13 protein-coding genes are annotated in these 16,692 nt (G+C 56.1%); 8 read left to right on the top strand and 5 right to left on the bottom strand.

Features of this window, described 5'->3' with window-relative positions; translation table 11 throughout:
* Nucleotides 1-8: 8 nt before the first annotated feature.
* From HMPREF0573_RS01190 to HMPREF0573_RS01175, 4 genes are read right to left on the bottom strand one after another with little or no spacing between them, the layout of a single operon-like run.
* A complete protein-coding gene (locus HMPREF0573_RS01190; protein WP_004009971.1) occupies nucleotides 9-1,019 on the bottom strand; it encodes a transketolase family protein in 1,011 nt (336 codons plus the stop codon).
* Nucleotides 1,020-1,021: 2 nt separating this feature from the next.
* Nucleotides 1,022-1,885 (bottom strand): transketolase, encoded by an 864-nt coding sequence (locus tag HMPREF0573_RS01185; RefSeq protein WP_004008240.1) that lies wholly within the window; start codon nucleotides 1,883-1,885, stop codon nucleotides 1,022-1,024.
* 14 nt (nucleotides 1,886-1,899) lie between these two features.
* Nucleotides 1,900-3,183: an aminotransferase class III-fold pyridoxal phosphate-dependent enzyme gene (locus tag HMPREF0573_RS01180; RefSeq protein WP_013188670.1), complete on the bottom strand. Its 1,284-nt coding sequence runs from the start codon at nucleotides 3,181-3,183 to the stop codon at nucleotides 1,900-1,902.
* 29 nt (nucleotides 3,184-3,212) lie between these two features.
* Nucleotides 3,213-3,983, bottom strand: a complete 771-nt coding sequence (locus tag HMPREF0573_RS01175) for a hypothetical protein (RefSeq protein ID WP_004008238.1) — start codon at nucleotides 3,981-3,983, stop codon at nucleotides 3,213-3,215.
* A gap of 256 nt (nucleotides 3,984-4,239) precedes the next feature.
* Between HMPREF0573_RS01175 and HMPREF0573_RS01170 the strand changes: the two genes are divergently transcribed.
* From HMPREF0573_RS01170 to dnaG, 4 genes are read left to right on the top strand one after another with little or no spacing between them, the layout of a single operon-like run.
* On the top strand, nucleotides 4,240-5,625 hold the full coding sequence (locus HMPREF0573_RS01170) for a glycine--tRNA ligase (protein ID WP_004008237.1): 1,386 nt from the start codon (nucleotides 4,240-4,242) through the stop codon (nucleotides 5,623-5,625).
* A 48-nt stretch (nucleotides 5,626-5,673) separates the two neighbouring features.
* Nucleotides 5,674-6,990 (top strand): tRNA dihydrouridine synthase DusB, encoded by a 1,317-nt coding sequence (gene dusB, locus HMPREF0573_RS01165; RefSeq protein ID WP_004008236.1) that lies wholly within the window; start codon nucleotides 5,674-5,676, stop codon nucleotides 6,988-6,990.
* Entirely contained in the window at nucleotides 6,987-8,288 is a 1,302-nt protein-coding gene (locus HMPREF0573_RS01160) for a deoxyguanosinetriphosphate triphosphohydrolase (RefSeq protein WP_004008235.1), read from the top strand. Before dusB ends, HMPREF0573_RS01160 begins: the two co-directional genes overlap by 4 nt.
* Nucleotides 8,289-8,314: 26 nt before the next feature.
* Complete coding sequence (gene dnaG / locus HMPREF0573_RS01155; RefSeq protein ID WP_004008234.1) at nucleotides 8,315-10,393, top strand: DNA primase; 2,079 nt, start codon at nucleotides 8,315-8,317, stop codon at nucleotides 10,391-10,393.
* Nucleotides 10,394-10,497: 104 nt separating this feature from the next.
* On the opposite strand, the gene HMPREF0573_RS01150 is transcribed toward dnaG, so the two are convergent.
* Entirely contained in the window at nucleotides 10,498-11,310 is an 813-nt protein-coding gene (locus HMPREF0573_RS01150; protein WP_236585923.1) for a type I 3-dehydroquinate dehydratase, read from the bottom strand.
* 194 nt (nucleotides 11,311-11,504) lie between these two features.
* On the opposite strand from HMPREF0573_RS01150, the gene HMPREF0573_RS01145 reads away from it, so the two are divergent.
* The 4 genes from HMPREF0573_RS01145 (at nucleotide 11,505) to HMPREF0573_RS01130 (ending at nucleotide 16,613) form a co-directional block, all read left to right on the top strand.
* On the top strand, nucleotides 11,505-13,172 hold the full coding sequence (locus HMPREF0573_RS01145) for a fumarate hydratase (RefSeq protein ID WP_013188668.1): 1,668 nt from the start codon (nucleotides 11,505-11,507) through the stop codon (nucleotides 13,170-13,172).
* Between the two features lie 179 nt (nucleotides 13,173-13,351).
* A complete protein-coding gene (locus tag HMPREF0573_RS01140; protein ID WP_236585922.1) occupies nucleotides 13,352-14,590 on the top strand; it encodes an NAD(P) transhydrogenase subunit alpha in 1,239 nt (412 codons plus the stop codon).
* A 155-nt stretch (nucleotides 14,591-14,745) separates the two neighbouring features.
* Nucleotides 14,746-15,072: an NAD(P) transhydrogenase subunit alpha part 2 gene (locus tag HMPREF0573_RS01135; protein ID WP_013188666.1), complete on the top strand. Its 327-nt coding sequence runs from the start codon at nucleotides 14,746-14,748 to the stop codon at nucleotides 15,070-15,072.
* A gap of 2 nt (nucleotides 15,073-15,074) precedes the next feature.
* Nucleotides 15,075-16,613 (top strand): NAD(P)(+) transhydrogenase (Re/Si-specific) subunit beta, encoded by a 1,539-nt coding sequence (locus HMPREF0573_RS01130; RefSeq protein WP_013188665.1) that lies wholly within the window; start codon nucleotides 15,075-15,077, stop codon nucleotides 16,611-16,613.
* The last annotated feature ends 79 nt before the right edge of the window (nucleotides 16,614-16,692 follow it).

Raw genomic sequence — 16,692 nt, 5'->3', positions numbered from 1 at the left:
GCTCTACCTTAGAACTCGTCTTCCCAGTCGTCGTCCTCCTCGAAGTCCATGTGCATGACTTCACGAGCGGCGGCCACACAACCGTTTTCGTCCCAGCCGTAATGAGAGTACAGGTCCTCAGGCTGACCGATGACCGAGAATTCGTCAGGGATACCGAGCTTCTTTAACACGAAGCCCTTGCGGGTGGTAGCGCCAACATCAGCGACCGCGGTTCCCAGACCGTTGATGATGTTGTGATCCTCAACGGTGATGATACGCCGAGTTTCGGTAATCGCCTTGGCGATGGCATCTTCATCAATCGGCTTCAGGGTGTGAATGTCCAGCACGCGCACGCTCAGACCGTCCTCCTTGGCGAGGATGTCAGCAGCTTGCAGGGCGCGCCACACGCCAGATCCGGTCGCGATAAACGTGAGGTCCGTGCCTTCTCGCAAAGTATTTGCCTTGCCAAACTCGAAAGTAGGAATCTCGTCACGGTAGACAATCTGGTCAAATCCGCGGTTCAGACGGATATAGACCGGACCCTGGTGCTCATAAGCAGCCTGTACGCAGTACGCAGCCTCCAGACCATCAGCCGGACACATGACCACCAGGTTCGCGAAACTACGCAGAATAGCGATGTCTTCGGTGACATGGTGGGTCGTACCGGCAGCCCCGAAAGACAATCCTGAGTGCGTACCAATAATCTTTACATTGAGATTCTGGTAGCAGATGTCGGTGCGGATTTGTTCGCAAGCGCGCAGGGCTGCGAACGCCCCGAACGTAGACACGAACGGTAGCAGCCCCGCTTTTGCTAACCCTGCAGCGATACCGAACATATTTTGTTCCGCGATACCTACGTTATAGAAACGCTCGGGGAACTCTTTGGCAAACACGGAAATCTTGGTGGATTTTGCCAAGTCTGCCGAAAGCCCCACGATGGTGGAGTCTTCTTTGCCCAGTTGCACCAAAGTCTGACCGTATACCTCCGCGGTGGTCAGATTAACCGCGTCAATCGAAGTGTAAGTTAATCCTCCAGCCATGTTTAGGCTCCCTTCACTAGCTCGAGTCGTTTCTGCAGGTGTCGCTTGAGAGATTCGACCGCCTTGGCATACTTTTCGTCATCAACAGCGCCGTAGTGCCAGGTGTAGTCGCCTTCCATGTAGTCGATGCCTTCGCCCTTCACCGTGTCCATCAGCAGCATGGTGGGCTTACCCTTGATAGTGCGCGCCCGATCAAAAGCGTCGACCAAATCGGGTATCGAGTTACCTTTGACCTCAATGACTTCCCAGTTGAAAGCGCGCCATTTGTCCGCGAAAGGCTCCAGACCCATGACATCGGCAGTCATGCCGTCAATCATGGCGTGGTTGACATCTACGATGCCTACCAGGTTGTCTACCTTAAACTGACCGGCGCTCATAGCGGCCTCCCAGATGGAGCCCTCGTTGCATTCACCGTCTCCCATCAGGCAATAAGTACGCCATTCTTTGCCAAGCTGACGTGCCCCGAGTGCCATGCCCACAGCCAGAGACAGACCGTGACCCAGCGAACCTGTAGAAACTTCCAGACCGGGAACCTTGCCCGCATCCAAGTGAATGCCCAGGTGCGAGAGGATATGCGAATAGGTCGGCAGCCAATCCTTGGGGAAACACCCCAAGTCGGCGAGGACCGGTCCCATCCCCACACCGATGTGCCCCTTGGAGAGCACGAAACGGTCGCGATCAGGGTCGTCCATCTTGTCGGCGCTGAAGTTCATCTCGTGATGATACAGAACCGTCAGTACATCCATGGAGCTCATGGCACCGCCAATGTGACCGCCACCTGCCCAATTCACCGTATCGAGGGTGAGCAGACGCAGCCGATTAGCGGTTTCTTCGAGTTCCTTGTGTTCTTTAGCCGATAAAGCCATCTTTCCTCCTTTGCTTAGGCTTGAGCCAGAATCTCACGTGACTTGTTTTTCACTACGCCCATCGCTTCGTCAGCCACGTCTGCGATGAAGTCGATGTCCTTGTCGGTGAGAGCCGTGTTCGTGAAGTGGTTGTGGTGGTTCGTCATGAACACGCCACGCTTCACGCATTCACCCACGAAGGCCTGGTGCAGCAGCAGGTTGGGGTCTGCTTTGTCTTCGAGACCTCTGATTTGGTGGAAGAACAGGGCAGGTTCGCCACTGAAGCGGTAATCAAAGCCGTGATGCTTGGCAATCTCGGTCAGGCGCTCAATGATTTTCACGCCGTGGTCGTGGCAAATCTTTGGCGCATCGATTTCACGCATCTTGGTGATACAGGCGATAGCCGCTGCCATCGGCGGGGCACTCATCCAGTATGAACCGGTACACATCACGGAGGCGGCAGCGTCCTTGAGGGACTCGATACCGGTCACTGCCGAGATATTGTGTCCGTTGGCGATAGCCTTGCAGAAGCACTCCAAATCGGCTTTGAAACCGTAGTGGTAGTCGGAACCCTTCATATCCAGGCGCCACCCGCAGCGCACATCGTCAACGATGAGCACGATGCCTTCGCGATCGCAGATAGAACGAATCTTGTTCCAGTAGCCAGCCGGTGGCAAGATGCTGTCCTCAAAGACCGGATGGTGGTACGGGGTGGCGATAAAGGCGGCAATCTCGCCCTTGTATTCAGCCGCGAGACGTTCCACCGCGGCGGTGTCGCCCCAATCCACCAGCAGTTTGTCCTCGACTTCTTTCTTGCCTACGCCGGGGGCGCCCCAGCCTTGGGTCCATCCAATCACGCCGTGGTAGCCGCCATTGACAGCGATGAACTTATCCCGTCCGGTGGCGGCGCGCGCCACCATCAGGGCGTAGTTTGTGGCGTCTCCACCGTTCTTGGCAAAGAACGCCCAGTCTGCCATATCTACTGTGTCCACCATCAGTTCTGCCAGATCGACCATGAGAGTGCCGGGCTGCACTGCACAGTTTAGAATCTTTGCCTGTTCCGCAGCGGCCTTGTCCACGTCGGGGTCGTTGTAGCCCAGAACCATCGGACCGTAAGCGCACATCAGGTCAACGTATTTGTTGCCGTCCACATCCCAGAAGTAGGCACCTTGTGCTTTCGAGGCGAATAGGGGGTAAGCGCTGATAGGCATGAAACAGCCTTCCGCCGGTCCCAAGTGCCCGTAGACGCCACCGGGAATGACCTCAACTGCGCGCTCGTACCATTCGTGGCTCTTGGTGTGTTCGTAAGTTTTCATCATTTTGTATAGTCCTTCCTCACGCGCGTTTTCTAGCTCAAGTAGAACGGCACCATGCCGAGGATCTTGTTCATGTTGTCCAACAGGGGAACATATCCGCCCAACTTAATCAGCTCACGACCGATAGCGGGATAGGACGCGAGCTCGCCGCGCAGGACCTGACCGGTGGTATCCAAATCAGAAAAGACCATAAAGGCGTGACGTCCGTTGGGGCCTGCGGCCTTGGGCGCATCGCCGTCGACGATGCGCGCGTGATGGTCATTGATAACCATGGTCAAAGCGGGACCGTTGGCAATCTTTAGTCCGATGGTGCCGTCGCGCATTCCTTTGGCGACCTGGATACCCTTGGGGTCCTGGTTGGCAATCTCCGCCATCGCATAGACCGCGACGTGCAGGGTCAGCAGGGAGTTGATTCTGGCGAACTCGGGGTCCTGCAGCAGTTGGGGGGTCGGCCGCAAGTAATAGGAAAGCCGGTCCGTAATCTCGGTGAACGTACCTGTTAGGTACTTCAGTTTGGTGAAGCCCTTGAGTGGTACCGGAATCCCTTTGCCGTCGAACATTTTGTTGACCATGCTCGGCACGGGGAAACCCAAGCTGATATCAGCCGGTCCGCCACCGGGGAAGAACTCAATTTTGCCGTCGCCCAGTTTGAGCCGGACTGAACCGACGTTCGCTGCCTTGAATTGTAAGGTCAGCGGGACATGTTCCAAGAGCTGTTTCGACTTGGGATCGAGCTCTGGGAGCTTCTCGAGTGTACGCAAAACTGCCCTAAGATTGACGGCAGCCATAGCAGTTTGATTCATAAACCCACCTCGTCGTGTGTTTTGTGTTTACTTGGCAAATGCAATTATAGTGTGGAACCTGTTATTTGTGCAGCGGTTTTCCCGAGTGTTTTTCGTTATTTAACCCAAACTGCTCCCTTATTTTTGATACCGGGAGGTCCGGCGGAGATACCGAATTCGTTCCCGGAGATTTGCCGGCTAAAATGGGCGCGTACCCTCCCGCTGAAAACATGAGAAAACGTGGGATTACGAAAAGCAACACCAATAAGGAGCACAAGTGGCATCAACGATGGATTCAGTAATATCTTTGGCGAAACGCCGCGGTTTTGTTTACCCCTGTGGTGACATTTATGGCGGGACGCGCGCGGCGTGGGATTACGGTCCCCTTGGTGTGGAGCTAAAGGAAAACATCAAAAAGGCCTGGTGGAACTATATGGTGCGGTCCCGCGAAGATGTGGTGGGTCTGGACTCCTCGGTGATTTTGCCCCCGAAAGTGTGGGACGCTTCCGGTCACCTCAAGGCTTTTACTGATCCCCTCATCGAATGTCTCAGCTGTCACAAGCGTCTGCGTGAGGACGACTTGCAAGAAGAGTACGCCGAGAAACACGGCGTTGAGAACCCAGACGATGTCAGTATGGATGACGTCCCCTGCCCGAACTGTGGCGTAAAAGGTAAATGGACGGAGCCTCGGGCGTTCTCGGGACTGCTTAAGACCTATCTGGGACCGGTGGACGACGAATCTGGTTTGCACTTCCTACGCCCGGAAACGGCTCAGGGCATCTTTATCAACTTTGCCAATGTGATGACGACTGCCCGCAAGCGTCCACCCTTCGGTATCGGTCAGATTGGTAAGTCTTTCCGCAATGAAATCACTCCCGGCAACTTTATCTTCCGCACTCGTGAGTTTGAACAAATGGAGCTGGAGTTCTTTGTGGAACCCGGTACCGACGAAGAATGGCATCAATACTGGATTGATCACCGCTTTGAGTGGTACACCGACCTGGGTATTAAGCCGGAAAACCTGCGGTTGTATGAGCACCCGAAAGAGAAGCTCTCGCACTATTCCAAGCGTACGGTAGACATCGAGTACGCCTTCGGCTTTGAAAACTCCAAGTGGGGTGAGCTGGAGGGTATCGCCAACCGTACTGACTATGACCTGGGCGTACATATGAAGGCTAGTGGTCAGAAACTTGATTATTATGACCAGGCCAACGATAAGCGTTGGGTTCCCTACGTTATTGAGCCTTCTGCCGGTCTGACCCGCTCCCTGATGGCTTTCCTAATCGAGGCCTACACCGAGGACGAAGCCCCGAACACCAAGGGTGGGGTAGACAAACGGACCGTGCTGCGTCTCGATCCGCGCTTGAGCCCGGTGAAAGTGGCGGTGCTGCCGCTGTCGCGTAAGGACGAACTGCCCGAAATCGCCCACAATATCGCTGCTGAGCTGCGTAAGCACTGGAATGTGGAATATGACGATGCGGGTGCGGTGGGGCGCCGCTACCGTCGCCAAGACGAAATTGGTACGCCCTACTGCGTCACGGTGGATTTTGATTCTCTGGAGGACCAAGCCGTGACGGTGCGTGAACGAGACACCATGACCCAGGAACGCATTGGGCGGGATAATCTGCTCGCGTATCTGCGTGATCGTCTGCCGACTTGCTAGTGTTGCGGCGAGTCTCTTCCACGACAGAAATACCGGTCGGAGGCGTTTTTGGCTCCACAGTATCCACAGTGTAAATATCCGCCCCTGCGAATTGGTGGGGTGGAGTTTGTGACCCCCATTGCGCTAGCGCCAATGGCAGGGGTGACGAATGCACCGTTTCGTGATTTATGCGCGGCATTTTCCCGCCAAGGTTTGCCGTCTGAGTCTGATAGCTCGCTTCGTCGTGACGGCGAAACGGGGGCGTTTCGTAGCGTTGAGGGCATGTTCGTCAACGAAATGATTACCGCGAAAGCGCTCATGATGAACTCGACTCGCTCGTGGGTCATGGCGCAATCCGGTCCGGGGCAAACTGTTCGAGTGCTGCAGCTTTACGGAGTAGTGGGAGCTGATTTGGCCTGGGCGGCTCGTGAACTAATTGCCCGGGATCTGGTGGATGTCATTGATTTGAATTTTGGTTGCCCGGTCCCCAAGGTCACCCGCAAGGGTGGGGGAGCCGCTCTGCCGTGGAAGACCGCGTATTTTGGCGACCTCATCGGTCAGGTGGTTCAGGCGGCGCAGGAGTCATCGCAGGCAGCCCGACGCGAGGTCGAGGTGCCGGTAACCGTAAAAATCCGGGTCGGAATTGACGAAAGTCATGAAACAATGCTGGACGCGGGACGGGCAGCACAGGACGCGGGAGCAGCCGCGCTCACGTTGCACGCCCGCACCACGAATCAGTATTATTCCGGGCACTCTGATTGGTCGCGGATAGGTCAGCTGGTCAACACGCTGGATATTCCGGTGTTGGGCAACGGCGACGTGTTTTCTGCCTCAGACGCACTGGAAATGTTTGCGCAAACGGGGTGCGCAGGTATCGAGATTGGTCGGGCTGTGCAAGGTCGTCCCTGGATTTTTCGTGAAATCACGGCAGCTCTGTGGGGTCAGCCGATTCCCGCGGGTCCGACTTTGGGGGAAATCGTCGAGGTCATTCGCGCTCACGCCTGTGGCTTAGTGGAACATTTCGGTAATGAAAAAGCGGCGCTGCGGGATATGCGTAAACATGTGGGATGGTACCTGCGAGGTTTCCACCTGGGCGGGGATACTCGCGCGGAACTCACTCGCGTCGAGACGTTGGATGACCTGGAGAGACGTCTGTACGACCTTTTGCAAACGCTCGACCCCAACACCCCTTACCCCGAGGCGGCGCAGGGCAAACACGGACGTTCGCGCGCTCAGCGTCATGTCAAACTACCCGAAGGCTGGCTCGACACCCGCGAAATCGACGCGGCGGCGACCAAAGCCCTGCACCTGGCAGCAGACGATTTCGATGACCCTTACGCCAAATCAGAAGCGGAACCGTACCCAGCGGTTAGGCTTGATAAGTGAGTGAAATTGGAGCATATCCCCGGGAGGTACACGAACGTTTTGTTACGGAGACCCACAAGCGGGGTAACCGCACGGACTTTGAGCGTGATCGGGCGCGAATCTTGCATTCCTCGGCGCTGCGCCGCCTGGGTGAAAAAACTCAGGTTTTGGGACCGATTGCCAATGATTTTTCACGGACGCGCCTGACACATTCCCTAGAAGTTGCCCAGGTAGGGCGCGAACTCGGTAAGGGACTGGGCTGTGACCCGGACGTGGTCGATGCCGCTTGCCTGGCGCACGACTTGGGGCATCCACCTTTTGGGCATTCCGGAGAACGGGTGCTCAATGACTTGGCTAAAGATATTGGCGGGTTTGAAGGCAATGCTCAGACGTTGCGCTTGGTTACCCGCCTAGAGCCGAAAGTTATCGGTTCACAAGGGCAGTGGGTGGGGTTGAACCTGACTCGTGCCACTCTCGATGCCATCGCGAAATATCCCTGGCTGCGGGGGGAGGGACCGCACGGTGCGGATTCCCCCAAGTTTGGGGTCTATGCCGAAGACCGGGAGGTCTTTCAATGGCTGCGGCTTGGCGCTCCCGATAATCATCGCTGTATAGAGGCTCAAGTAATGGACCTCGCTGATGATATTGGTTACTCAGTCCATGATGTCGAGGATGCTGTTGCCCTAGGATCAGCCAACTTGGGTGATTTGGAAAATGAAGAAACCTTTGTTGATGTGGTTGACATAACGAGGCGTTGGTACGCGGGGTCGTTCGGTCCGGGCAAGTTCAGCGCAGACGACTTAGCGGCAGCTCATGAAAGGCTGCGGCAAATGCCTTTCTGGCTCACCGAGCCAGTGTCGGATTACCGTTCCCAAGCCACTCTGAAAGATATGACGTCACAGCTCATCGGGCGCTTTGCGCTAGCCTGTCATGACGCTACCCGCCAACGATACGGAGACCGTCCCCTGGTGCGTTACGACGCGGACGTAATCGTGCCTCCTGAAACTCAAGCAGAAATACTCCTGTTGAAAGGCATTGCCGTGTACTATGTCATGGCTCCGCGCGAAACGACTCATGACCACCTCAGTCAGAAACAAATTCTCTCCGACCTGGTGTGGGCACTATTGGAACAGGAAGCTACGGGGCAGCGTGTCTTGCAAGAGCCTTACCGCGCCGAGTGGCTGCGCGCGGAAGAACATCATTTGGGTCGAGATGCGGGTCGTCTCCGGGCGGTAATAGACCAGGTAGCGAGCTTGACTGACCTGTCGGCAGGCGCTTGGCATGCGCGTTTGGTGGGGATGATTACACAACCTGTCTGACCTAAAACTTAGGCTAGTATGATTGCATGGTTTCCAAGTTCGACCCCGAGGACCTGCAAAAGGTCCGTGATATTCCCATAGAGTCGGTGGTCAGCGACTATGTGAGCCTGCAGCGCAAAGGCAGTTCACTGCTGGGCTTGTGCCCATTCCATGACGAAAAAACAGCATCTTTTAGCGTGACGCCGGTACGAAACATGTGGCATTGTTTCGGCTGCTCTCAAGGTGGGGACACCATTGATTTTGTGCAGCTCATCGAAGGGTTGACGTTTCCCGAGGCGGTCGAATTTTTAGCCGCGAGAGCCGGCATCACGATGCATTACGTGGAAGGCGCAGCCATTACGAAAGAGCGCGTGGAGCCGGGAACTCGGCAGCGGTTGCTGGAATGCAATCGGGTCGCCCAGGATTTTTTTGTGTCTCAACTCGTGTCTCCGGAGGCGCAGCGAGCGAGGGATTTTGTCGAGGGGCGAGCTTTCACCTCCCAGGATGCTGCTCATTTTGGGATGGGCTACGCGCCGCCGGGCTGGAACAACCTCACCGATTACTTACGTTCGAAAGGCTTTACTGACCAGGAAATTGTGACGGTCGGTCTGGGCAAACCGGGACAGCGCGGGATTTATGACGTGTTTCGCGACCGTGTCATGTGGCCTATCAAAGATGTAACCGGGGCAGTTTTAGGCTTTGGCGGACGGCGTTTGGATGATTCAGATCCGCAAGTCCCGAAATACATCAATACCCCAGAATCCCCGATTTATCACAAATCTTCCGTGCTCTACGGACTGGATTTGGCGCGACCGAACATCGGGAAAGAGCGGCGCTGTGTCATCGTCGAGGGCTATACCGACGTGATGGCGGCGCATTTGTCCGGAATCACCACCGCGGTCGCGACCTGCGGTACGGCATTTACGGACGAACATGCCAAACAGATTCGTCGGTTTATCGGGACTTCTGCGGATAGCGCTTCGTCTTTGAAACTCCCTGGAGGTCTGCCCCCGCGCGGCGGTGAGGTCATCTTCACTTTTGACGGTGACGCTGCCGGACAAGCCGCAGCCCTCAAAGCTTTCCGTACTGACCAGGACTTTGCCTCTCAGGCTTTTGTGGCGGTGGCTGACGATGGCTTAGATCCCTGTGATTTACGGATGCAGCGCGGACCGGGAGCCGTACGGGACCTGATTGAGGGTCGCAAACCACTGTTCGATTTCGTGTTGAAAACCATCATCTCGAAATACGACTTAGATAGCCCCGCGGCTCGCATCGAGGCTATGCGTGCCACCGCTCCGGTGCTGGCAGAAATTCGTGACAAGGCATTGCGAACTGAATATGTGAAACAGGTCAGCGGTTGGCTGGGGGTTAATGTCAGAGACACTTGGTACACAGTGAATGAAGTGTGGCGAAGGATTCGCTCCCAACAGCGCGCCAGCAGCGCTAGCAGTTCTCAGCCAGGGGGACTCGGGGGACCCGGCAATGCCGCGGGTGGTTCTGAAAAAAGCGCCAACCTGGGAAATCTGACCGGGTCAGACGCGTCCGGCAGCCCACAGGTGATTCCGCAAACTCGGCTGGACCCGGCGGTAAACACTGACCCGGTGTGGCGAGTCGAACGTGACGTGCTGATAGCAGCTTTACAGTTTCCGGGTTTCGCAGCCCAGACCGCTTTCGACACCCTGGATCCGCAGAGCTTCACCCAACCCACATTGCGAGCCATTTTTGAAGTCATCGCGGCGGTGGGCGGTGCGGGGGAATATCGGCGTCTCGCGGAGGTCGCTCAAGCAGCGGGAGAACCCCATCCGGGAAACGTGGCTCTAAACCGGTGGGCGGCGGCAGTGAAAGCCCAGGCTGGATCCGTTTTAGTGGGAGCGTTGACGAACCTGGTGACTCGTCCGGCTCCTCTCTATGAAGCGAATCAGTCCGCGGAAGAAACTCGCATCGCGGCGGAATCTTGGGTGCAAAACGCCGTAGAATCCATGGAACGCAAGGGTCTGAACGCTCAAATTGCCAGTCTGAAAGCTCAGTTGCGACGTCTCGATTCCAACTCCCCGGAAAAGGCGGAAGTATTTGGCAAACTCATCAATCTGGAAAATCGGATGCGCGAACTGAACCCCGAATTCTGAACTGTTATGTCTCTGTACGGTCGGGTTAGAAAAATTTGCGCCCTCACATAACGTTTCGCCACGAGCCGAAATATCTCAAAGTTAGGGAAAATCGGGGAGGCAACCTAAAAACCAGATGCCGGATAGCGCAGTTCGAGCTGTGCCAACGGCAGTTGTCCCGGTGCGGACTGTGGACCTCCTACGGTGACGAAAGTACCCCAGTTACCCAGTTGCGGACCTGCTAGGCGAGTAGGCTGACCCAGCGCGCCCATCCCAATCAAAATCGTGGGTCGGTGAGTGAGCAGGAAAGTGGTCTTCCCGCCCTTTTGAAGGTTTGCTAGCTGTTGTGGGGTTTGCGGCGAAAAAGCTGCTTTGGACACGTCTGCTCCCAAATTGAGTTGATAAATGAGCAGGTCGCTGACTTCTTTTTCGCTGTTCGGGGAAGGCTCCCAACAGTGACGGGACAAAATAACGCCCGTACCGTTGCCGTGTATGTTGCGCAACAAACTGGTCAAACGTTTCTCATTGTCCTCTTGGACGTGGGGATTCTCGGCCGCGGCGGTGGCTTGTTCCGCGGTCATGCCTAGGTAGGGATAGTTTGACTCGACATCCACCCAGTCAGCGCACTTCGCGGCTTGTGCCACGAGGCTTTCATAGACTTCCGCAGTAATCGAGACGTGCCCGCCTTCGGTCCGGAAAGTCGCTAAAATCGGGCGTTTTACCTGTTCGCGAGCTTGTCGCAAGAGATTTTCGATTTCGGCAAAGTCACGTTTTGTACCTTGAAAAGATCCACGGGACAGCCACACCCCATCCAGACGAATCTCGACCAGTTCGACTCGTGGATGCATATCGCGGATGAGCCGGTCATAGCCCAGCATCCCCGGATTCACCGAGGTAATAAACGTGGGGCGACGCCAATCCGCAAATAAATCAGACATGATTCTACTTTAGCCTTTCGCTACGCTGCTCGAAGAGCGGGAACGTTTTTTCTTTAGTCAGACTTGCGAAAATCGAAGCATAGCACAACGGTCTGCAGACCCGGAATTCTCCGGTTTAAAGCCTTATAAAAAAGGCGCTGCAGCCGGAGCGTTAGAATCAAATCGCACAAAAGCACCAGAGCAAGGGGGCAACAGTGACCGATTTTTTCTATGCTGACATCTTGCCGCACGGCGAAGACACCTATACCTACCGCAAGCTGACATCCGAGGGGGTTAGCGAAGTCGAGGGACCGGATGGCACCAAATTCTTGAAAGTTTCCCCCGAAGCACTGACTCTCCTGTCTGAGACAGCTTTCCACGACATTTCCCACTACCTGCGCACCGCTCATCTTCAACAGCTGCGCAAGATTCTCGATGACCCGGAGGCGTCGGGCAACGACAAGTTCGTAGCGATGGACCTGCTGCGCAATGCCAACATCGCGGCAGCGGGGGTCTTGCCCATGTGCCAGGACACGGGTACTGCCATCATCAAGGGAGAACGCGGTCAACGCGTGCTGACACCCGGTCCGGATGAAGAAGCGCTGTCTCGTGGGGTTTACAACGCCTACACGAAACTGAACCTGCGCTATTCCCAAAACAGCCCCCTGTCCATGTATGAGGAAAAGAACACCGGGTGCAACCTCCCGGCGCAGGTGGAGTTATATGCTGAGACCGCCCCAGGACACGAAGCAGAGTACCGTTTCCTGTTCATGGCCAAAGGTGGCGGTTCAGCCAACAAGTCCTACCTCTACCAGATGACCAAGGCGATTCTTGACCCCGAACATATGATGCAGTTCCTGGAGGAAAAGATTCGTTCCCTCGGCACCGCCGCCTGCCCGCCCTATCACTTGGCAATCGTCATTGGTGGCACTTCCGCGGAATACGCGCTCAAGACCGCGAAGTACGCTTCGGCGCACTATTTGGACGGCTTACCCACTCACGGCGGCGAACAGGCGCAAGGGTTCCGTGACCTCGAGATGGAGGAACAAGTCCTGGATATGACCCGCCACATGGGCATCGGTGCTCAGTTCGGCGGTAAGTATTTCTGCCACGACGTGCGGGTGGTGCGTCTGCCGCGTCACGGTGCCTCACTGCCGGTAGCAATCGCAGTCTCTTGCTCGGCAGACCGGCAGTGCGTGGCAAAGATCAACAAGGATGGGGTGTTTATCGAAGCTCTGGACACCGATCCGGGACGCTTCATGCCCGACCCCAGCGAGGCGGAACTTGGCGGGGATGAAGCGGTGAAGATTGACTTGAACCGCCCGATGAAGGACGTCCTCGCCGAACTCACCAAATACCCCATCAAGACGCGGCTTTCCCTGACCGGAACCCTCATCGTGGCTCGTGACATCGCCCACGCCAGACTCCGCGACCGTCTGGAAAAGGAAGGCGACCTGCCCCAATACTTCAAAGACCACCCGGTGTACTACGCGGGTCCGGCGAAAACCCCCGAAGGCATGCCGTCGGGGTCGTTCGGGCCGACCACGGCTTCACGTATGGATCCCTACGTGGACTTGTTCCAAGCTCACGGGGGCTCGATGATTATGCTGGCCAAGGGCAATCGTGGTCAGGTCGTCACCGATGCTTGTCGCAAACACGGTGGTTTTTACCTTGGTTCTATCGGCGGTCCCGCCGCGGAGCTGGCAGCTCATTCCATTAAGAAGGTCGAGGTTCTGGAGTACCCCGAGCTGGGGATGGAGGCCGTGTGGAAGATTGACGTCGAGGACTTCCCGGCTTTCATCGTAGTGGACGATAAGGGCAACAATTTCTTTGAGGGCTTGGACAAGGTCGTGCTCACCTTGAAAGTGCCGCCAAAGAAGTAGTCATTAGCGATTTGTTTCCGGGCGGGCGTCTCGAAGGGAGTTCTCTGCGGGATGCCCGCGCCCTATAGCTGTTGGTGGAATTGGTTTACGGAACAGACTGGTGCTGAACAATACACCCAACACCTGAATGCGCTTCACGCGAAAATCCGGGGCTAAATACACTGATAAAAACAACTTCCATGCGGTACACTTTGTATCGTCCAACTCATGAACCCATGAGCTGTGTGTACAACGAGGTATTCGCGGAGGGCTTTAAGATGATTATTGGTGTACCCAAGGAAATTATGAACGGTGAAGACCGTGTGGCTGCCACCCCCGAAACAGTGGCGGATATGGTCGGCAAAGGCTTAACCGTTTTGGTCGAAACAGGTGCCGGGGAAGGGTCCTTCTTCCATGACCCGGAGTATGTCTCAGCAGGCGCGGAGATGGTTAGTGACCCGGAGGAAATCTACCAGAGAGCGGACCTGATTTTGAAAGTTAAGGAACCGCTGTTTAACGAGGCTAAAGGGCGATCCGAAGTCTCGATGATGCATAAAGGTCAATACTTGATTACCTTTATTCACCCGGCGGCTCCACCCAATCACGAGATGGTCAAGGAGATGGCGGCGCAGGGTGTCATTTCGCTGACTTTGGATGGTGTGCCGCGTATTTCTCGGGCGCAAAACTTAGACGCCCTGACTTCGATGAGTACCTGTGCCGGGTACAAAGGTATCCTGTTGGCGGCGAACTATCAGCCGTCCTTCATGCCCCTGATTCACAGTGCTATCGGGCGGATTGATCCGCTGAAGGTGCTGGTCGTCGGGGTAGGCGTGGGCGGCTTGCAAGCCCTGGCTACCGCGAAGCGTTTAGGTGCGGTGGTGTACGCGGCAGATATTCGCCCGATGGCATCCGAACAGGCCACTTCTCTGGGCGCCAAGCCGGTAGAACTCGGGGTGGATCCTGAAAAGGCTATAGGTGAAGGCGGCTATGCCCAGGCTCTGCCGGAAGATGAACTGGTCAAGGAACGTGCCGCTCTGGCACAGGTCATTCCGGATATGGACATTATCTTCGCTTCGGCGCTGGTGCCGGGTCATTTGGCACCACGGCTGATTACCGAGGACATGGTGAAAACTATGAAGCCCGGTTCAGTTATCGTGGATATTTCTATTGACCAAGGCGGTAACTGTGAAATTACGCCTCCGGGAAAGGTGGAAGTCAAGCACCATGTCACCCTGGTGGGGATTAAGAACATCCCCGGTATGCTGCCGAAGAGCTCGACCTTCATGTTCGCCAAGAACATTGCCAACTTCGTGGACTTCCTGGTGAAGGACGGTCAAATCGTCCTGGATCGTAGCGATGAAATTATTGCCAAGACCCTCACGACTATCGACGGAGAAATTGTTCACGTCGGTGCGCGTGAGGCGATGGGCCTGGCATAGCCTGACTCGAGATTGTGACGATTGGGGCGACCGACCGGTCTACGGTGAGGTCGCCCTAATCGGTACCACGGGATGTGGTGACAGATTCGTCCCGCCACCACCGTTGGGTCAAATTCAATACATTCCTGACAAAACCGTAACTCAAGGAGAAACCGATGACTCCATTCCAAGGTGTGTTATTGGTCGTACTGGTGGTGTTTACCCTGTTCGGCTATAAAATCATCAGTCAAGTTCCCAGTCTGTTACACACTCCGCTGATGAGCGGGATGAATGCTTTTTCTGGGGTAACCGTGCTGGGCTGTCTCAGTGCAGCCGCATTAGCGGTGAGTCTGGGGTCAAAAGCGCTGGGCTTGCTGGCAGTCGCACTGGCGATGGTGAACATTGTCGGCGGGTTTGGGGTTACTGACCGGATGCTGCGGATGTTCGACAAGAAACCCAAGTCCGTTGCTGATGGAGGCGCTCAGTCGGGAGAGGGTGAGTGACTATGAATAACGCTTTGGCTCTGGTGGGAGCACCAGCCCCGAACAGCCTGCTCTACTATGCCGTTTCGGTAGTGTTGGTGATACTGGTGCTGGCGGGATTAAACATGCTGTCGAGAGTGCAGACGGCAGTGCGCGGAAATCTTTTGGGCGCCTTGGCGATGGCTTTGGCTATCGTAGCGACGCTGTGGAACTTCGGGATTCTCAGCGCGGTCGAGCTCTATGCCGCGATGCTGGTCGGATCGCTATTCGGGGTCATCATTTGGCGTAAAACTCAGATGATTCGGATGCCGCAAACCGTGGCTCTGCTCAATGGCTTGGGCGGTATGGCCTCGATGCTCGCCGGGGCGCTGGCTCTGACTGGGCACGCCGATAACAATGCTTTTGCCCAGTTCACTGCCGGTTTAGCGATCGCTGTTGGTGGCGCTACCTTCTTTGGTTCCCTCATTGCAGCAGGGAAGTTGCACCAGATACTCGATCAGCACCCGAAAGTGCTCCCCGCGCACTCCGTGTGGGTGGGGCTGAGTCTGCTGGTCAGTTTAGGTGCTGCCCTCGCTTACGTTTTTCCACCGTTCAGCAGTCCGGGTGGGGCACAAACAGTGTTGCTCATCGTCCAGATTGTGGCTGCCAACCTGTTTGGTTACCTGTTGGCGGTACGGGTAGGCGGAGCCGATATGCCCATCACGATTTCCCTGCTCAACTCCCTGTCCGGGGTGGCGGGAGCCATCGCTGGCTTGGCGATTTCTGACCTGCTGCTGGTGGCTATCGGGGCTATCGTCGGGGCTTCCGGTCTGCTGCTGACCCAAATCATGTGCCGGGCGATGAACCGGCATCTCATGGAAATCTTACTGGGCAATACTTCCGTCAGCACCGCTGCCGCAACTCCAACTGAAACTGAATCGGAAAAACCAGACGACTCGGCTTGTGCAGGCGAGACTGACACCAGCGAAACCACCCGTGGGGACCGACCGACACTCGCAGCGCCTGTCGCGGATCCGGAAAATACGTTCGCAGACTGGGTAGAAAATGCTCAGCGCGTCATCCTGGTGCCCGGCTATGGAATGGCATTGTCTCAAGCTCAAGCCCAGGTCAAACGCCTGTTGGACTACCTGGAAAAGTCTGGAAAGACCGTGGACTTCGCAATCCATCCGGTGGCGGGACGGATGCCCGGACACATGAACGTGCTGCTGGCTGAGGTCGATGTGGATTACGAAAAGCTGCGGGAGATGAAAGACATCAACGATGATTTCGCGAGTGCGGATTTGACCGTGGTCATCGGGGCTAACGACGTGATGAACCCGGCGGCAAACACTGCTGAAGGCACCCCAATCTACGGAATGCCCGTGCTGAACGTGGGGGACTGCGCTCATGTGGCCATCTTTAACTTCGACTTGAAACCGGGCTATGCCGGAGTGGAAAACCCGCTGTATGCCCGGGCAGAAACCGAACCGGAACGGGTGTTGATTTTCCCAGGCGACGCCAAAGAAACTCTGGCGGCACGGTTGGACGCACTTGGGGCGCCGCCGGCGATTGAGCTGTTTTAGTCCCTGACTTTCAATCTGATTTGGCGAGAATTACGGGTCAACAGCCGGGCGCTCCGTAGATACGGGGCGCCCGGTCGGT

Source organism: Mobiluncus curtisii ATCC 43063 (assembly GCF_000196535.1).
GTDB classification, from domain to species: domain Bacteria; phylum Actinomycetota; class Actinomycetes; order Actinomycetales; family Actinomycetaceae; genus Mobiluncus; species Mobiluncus curtisii.
This window is presented reverse-complemented; position numbering and strand designations above follow the sequence as displayed.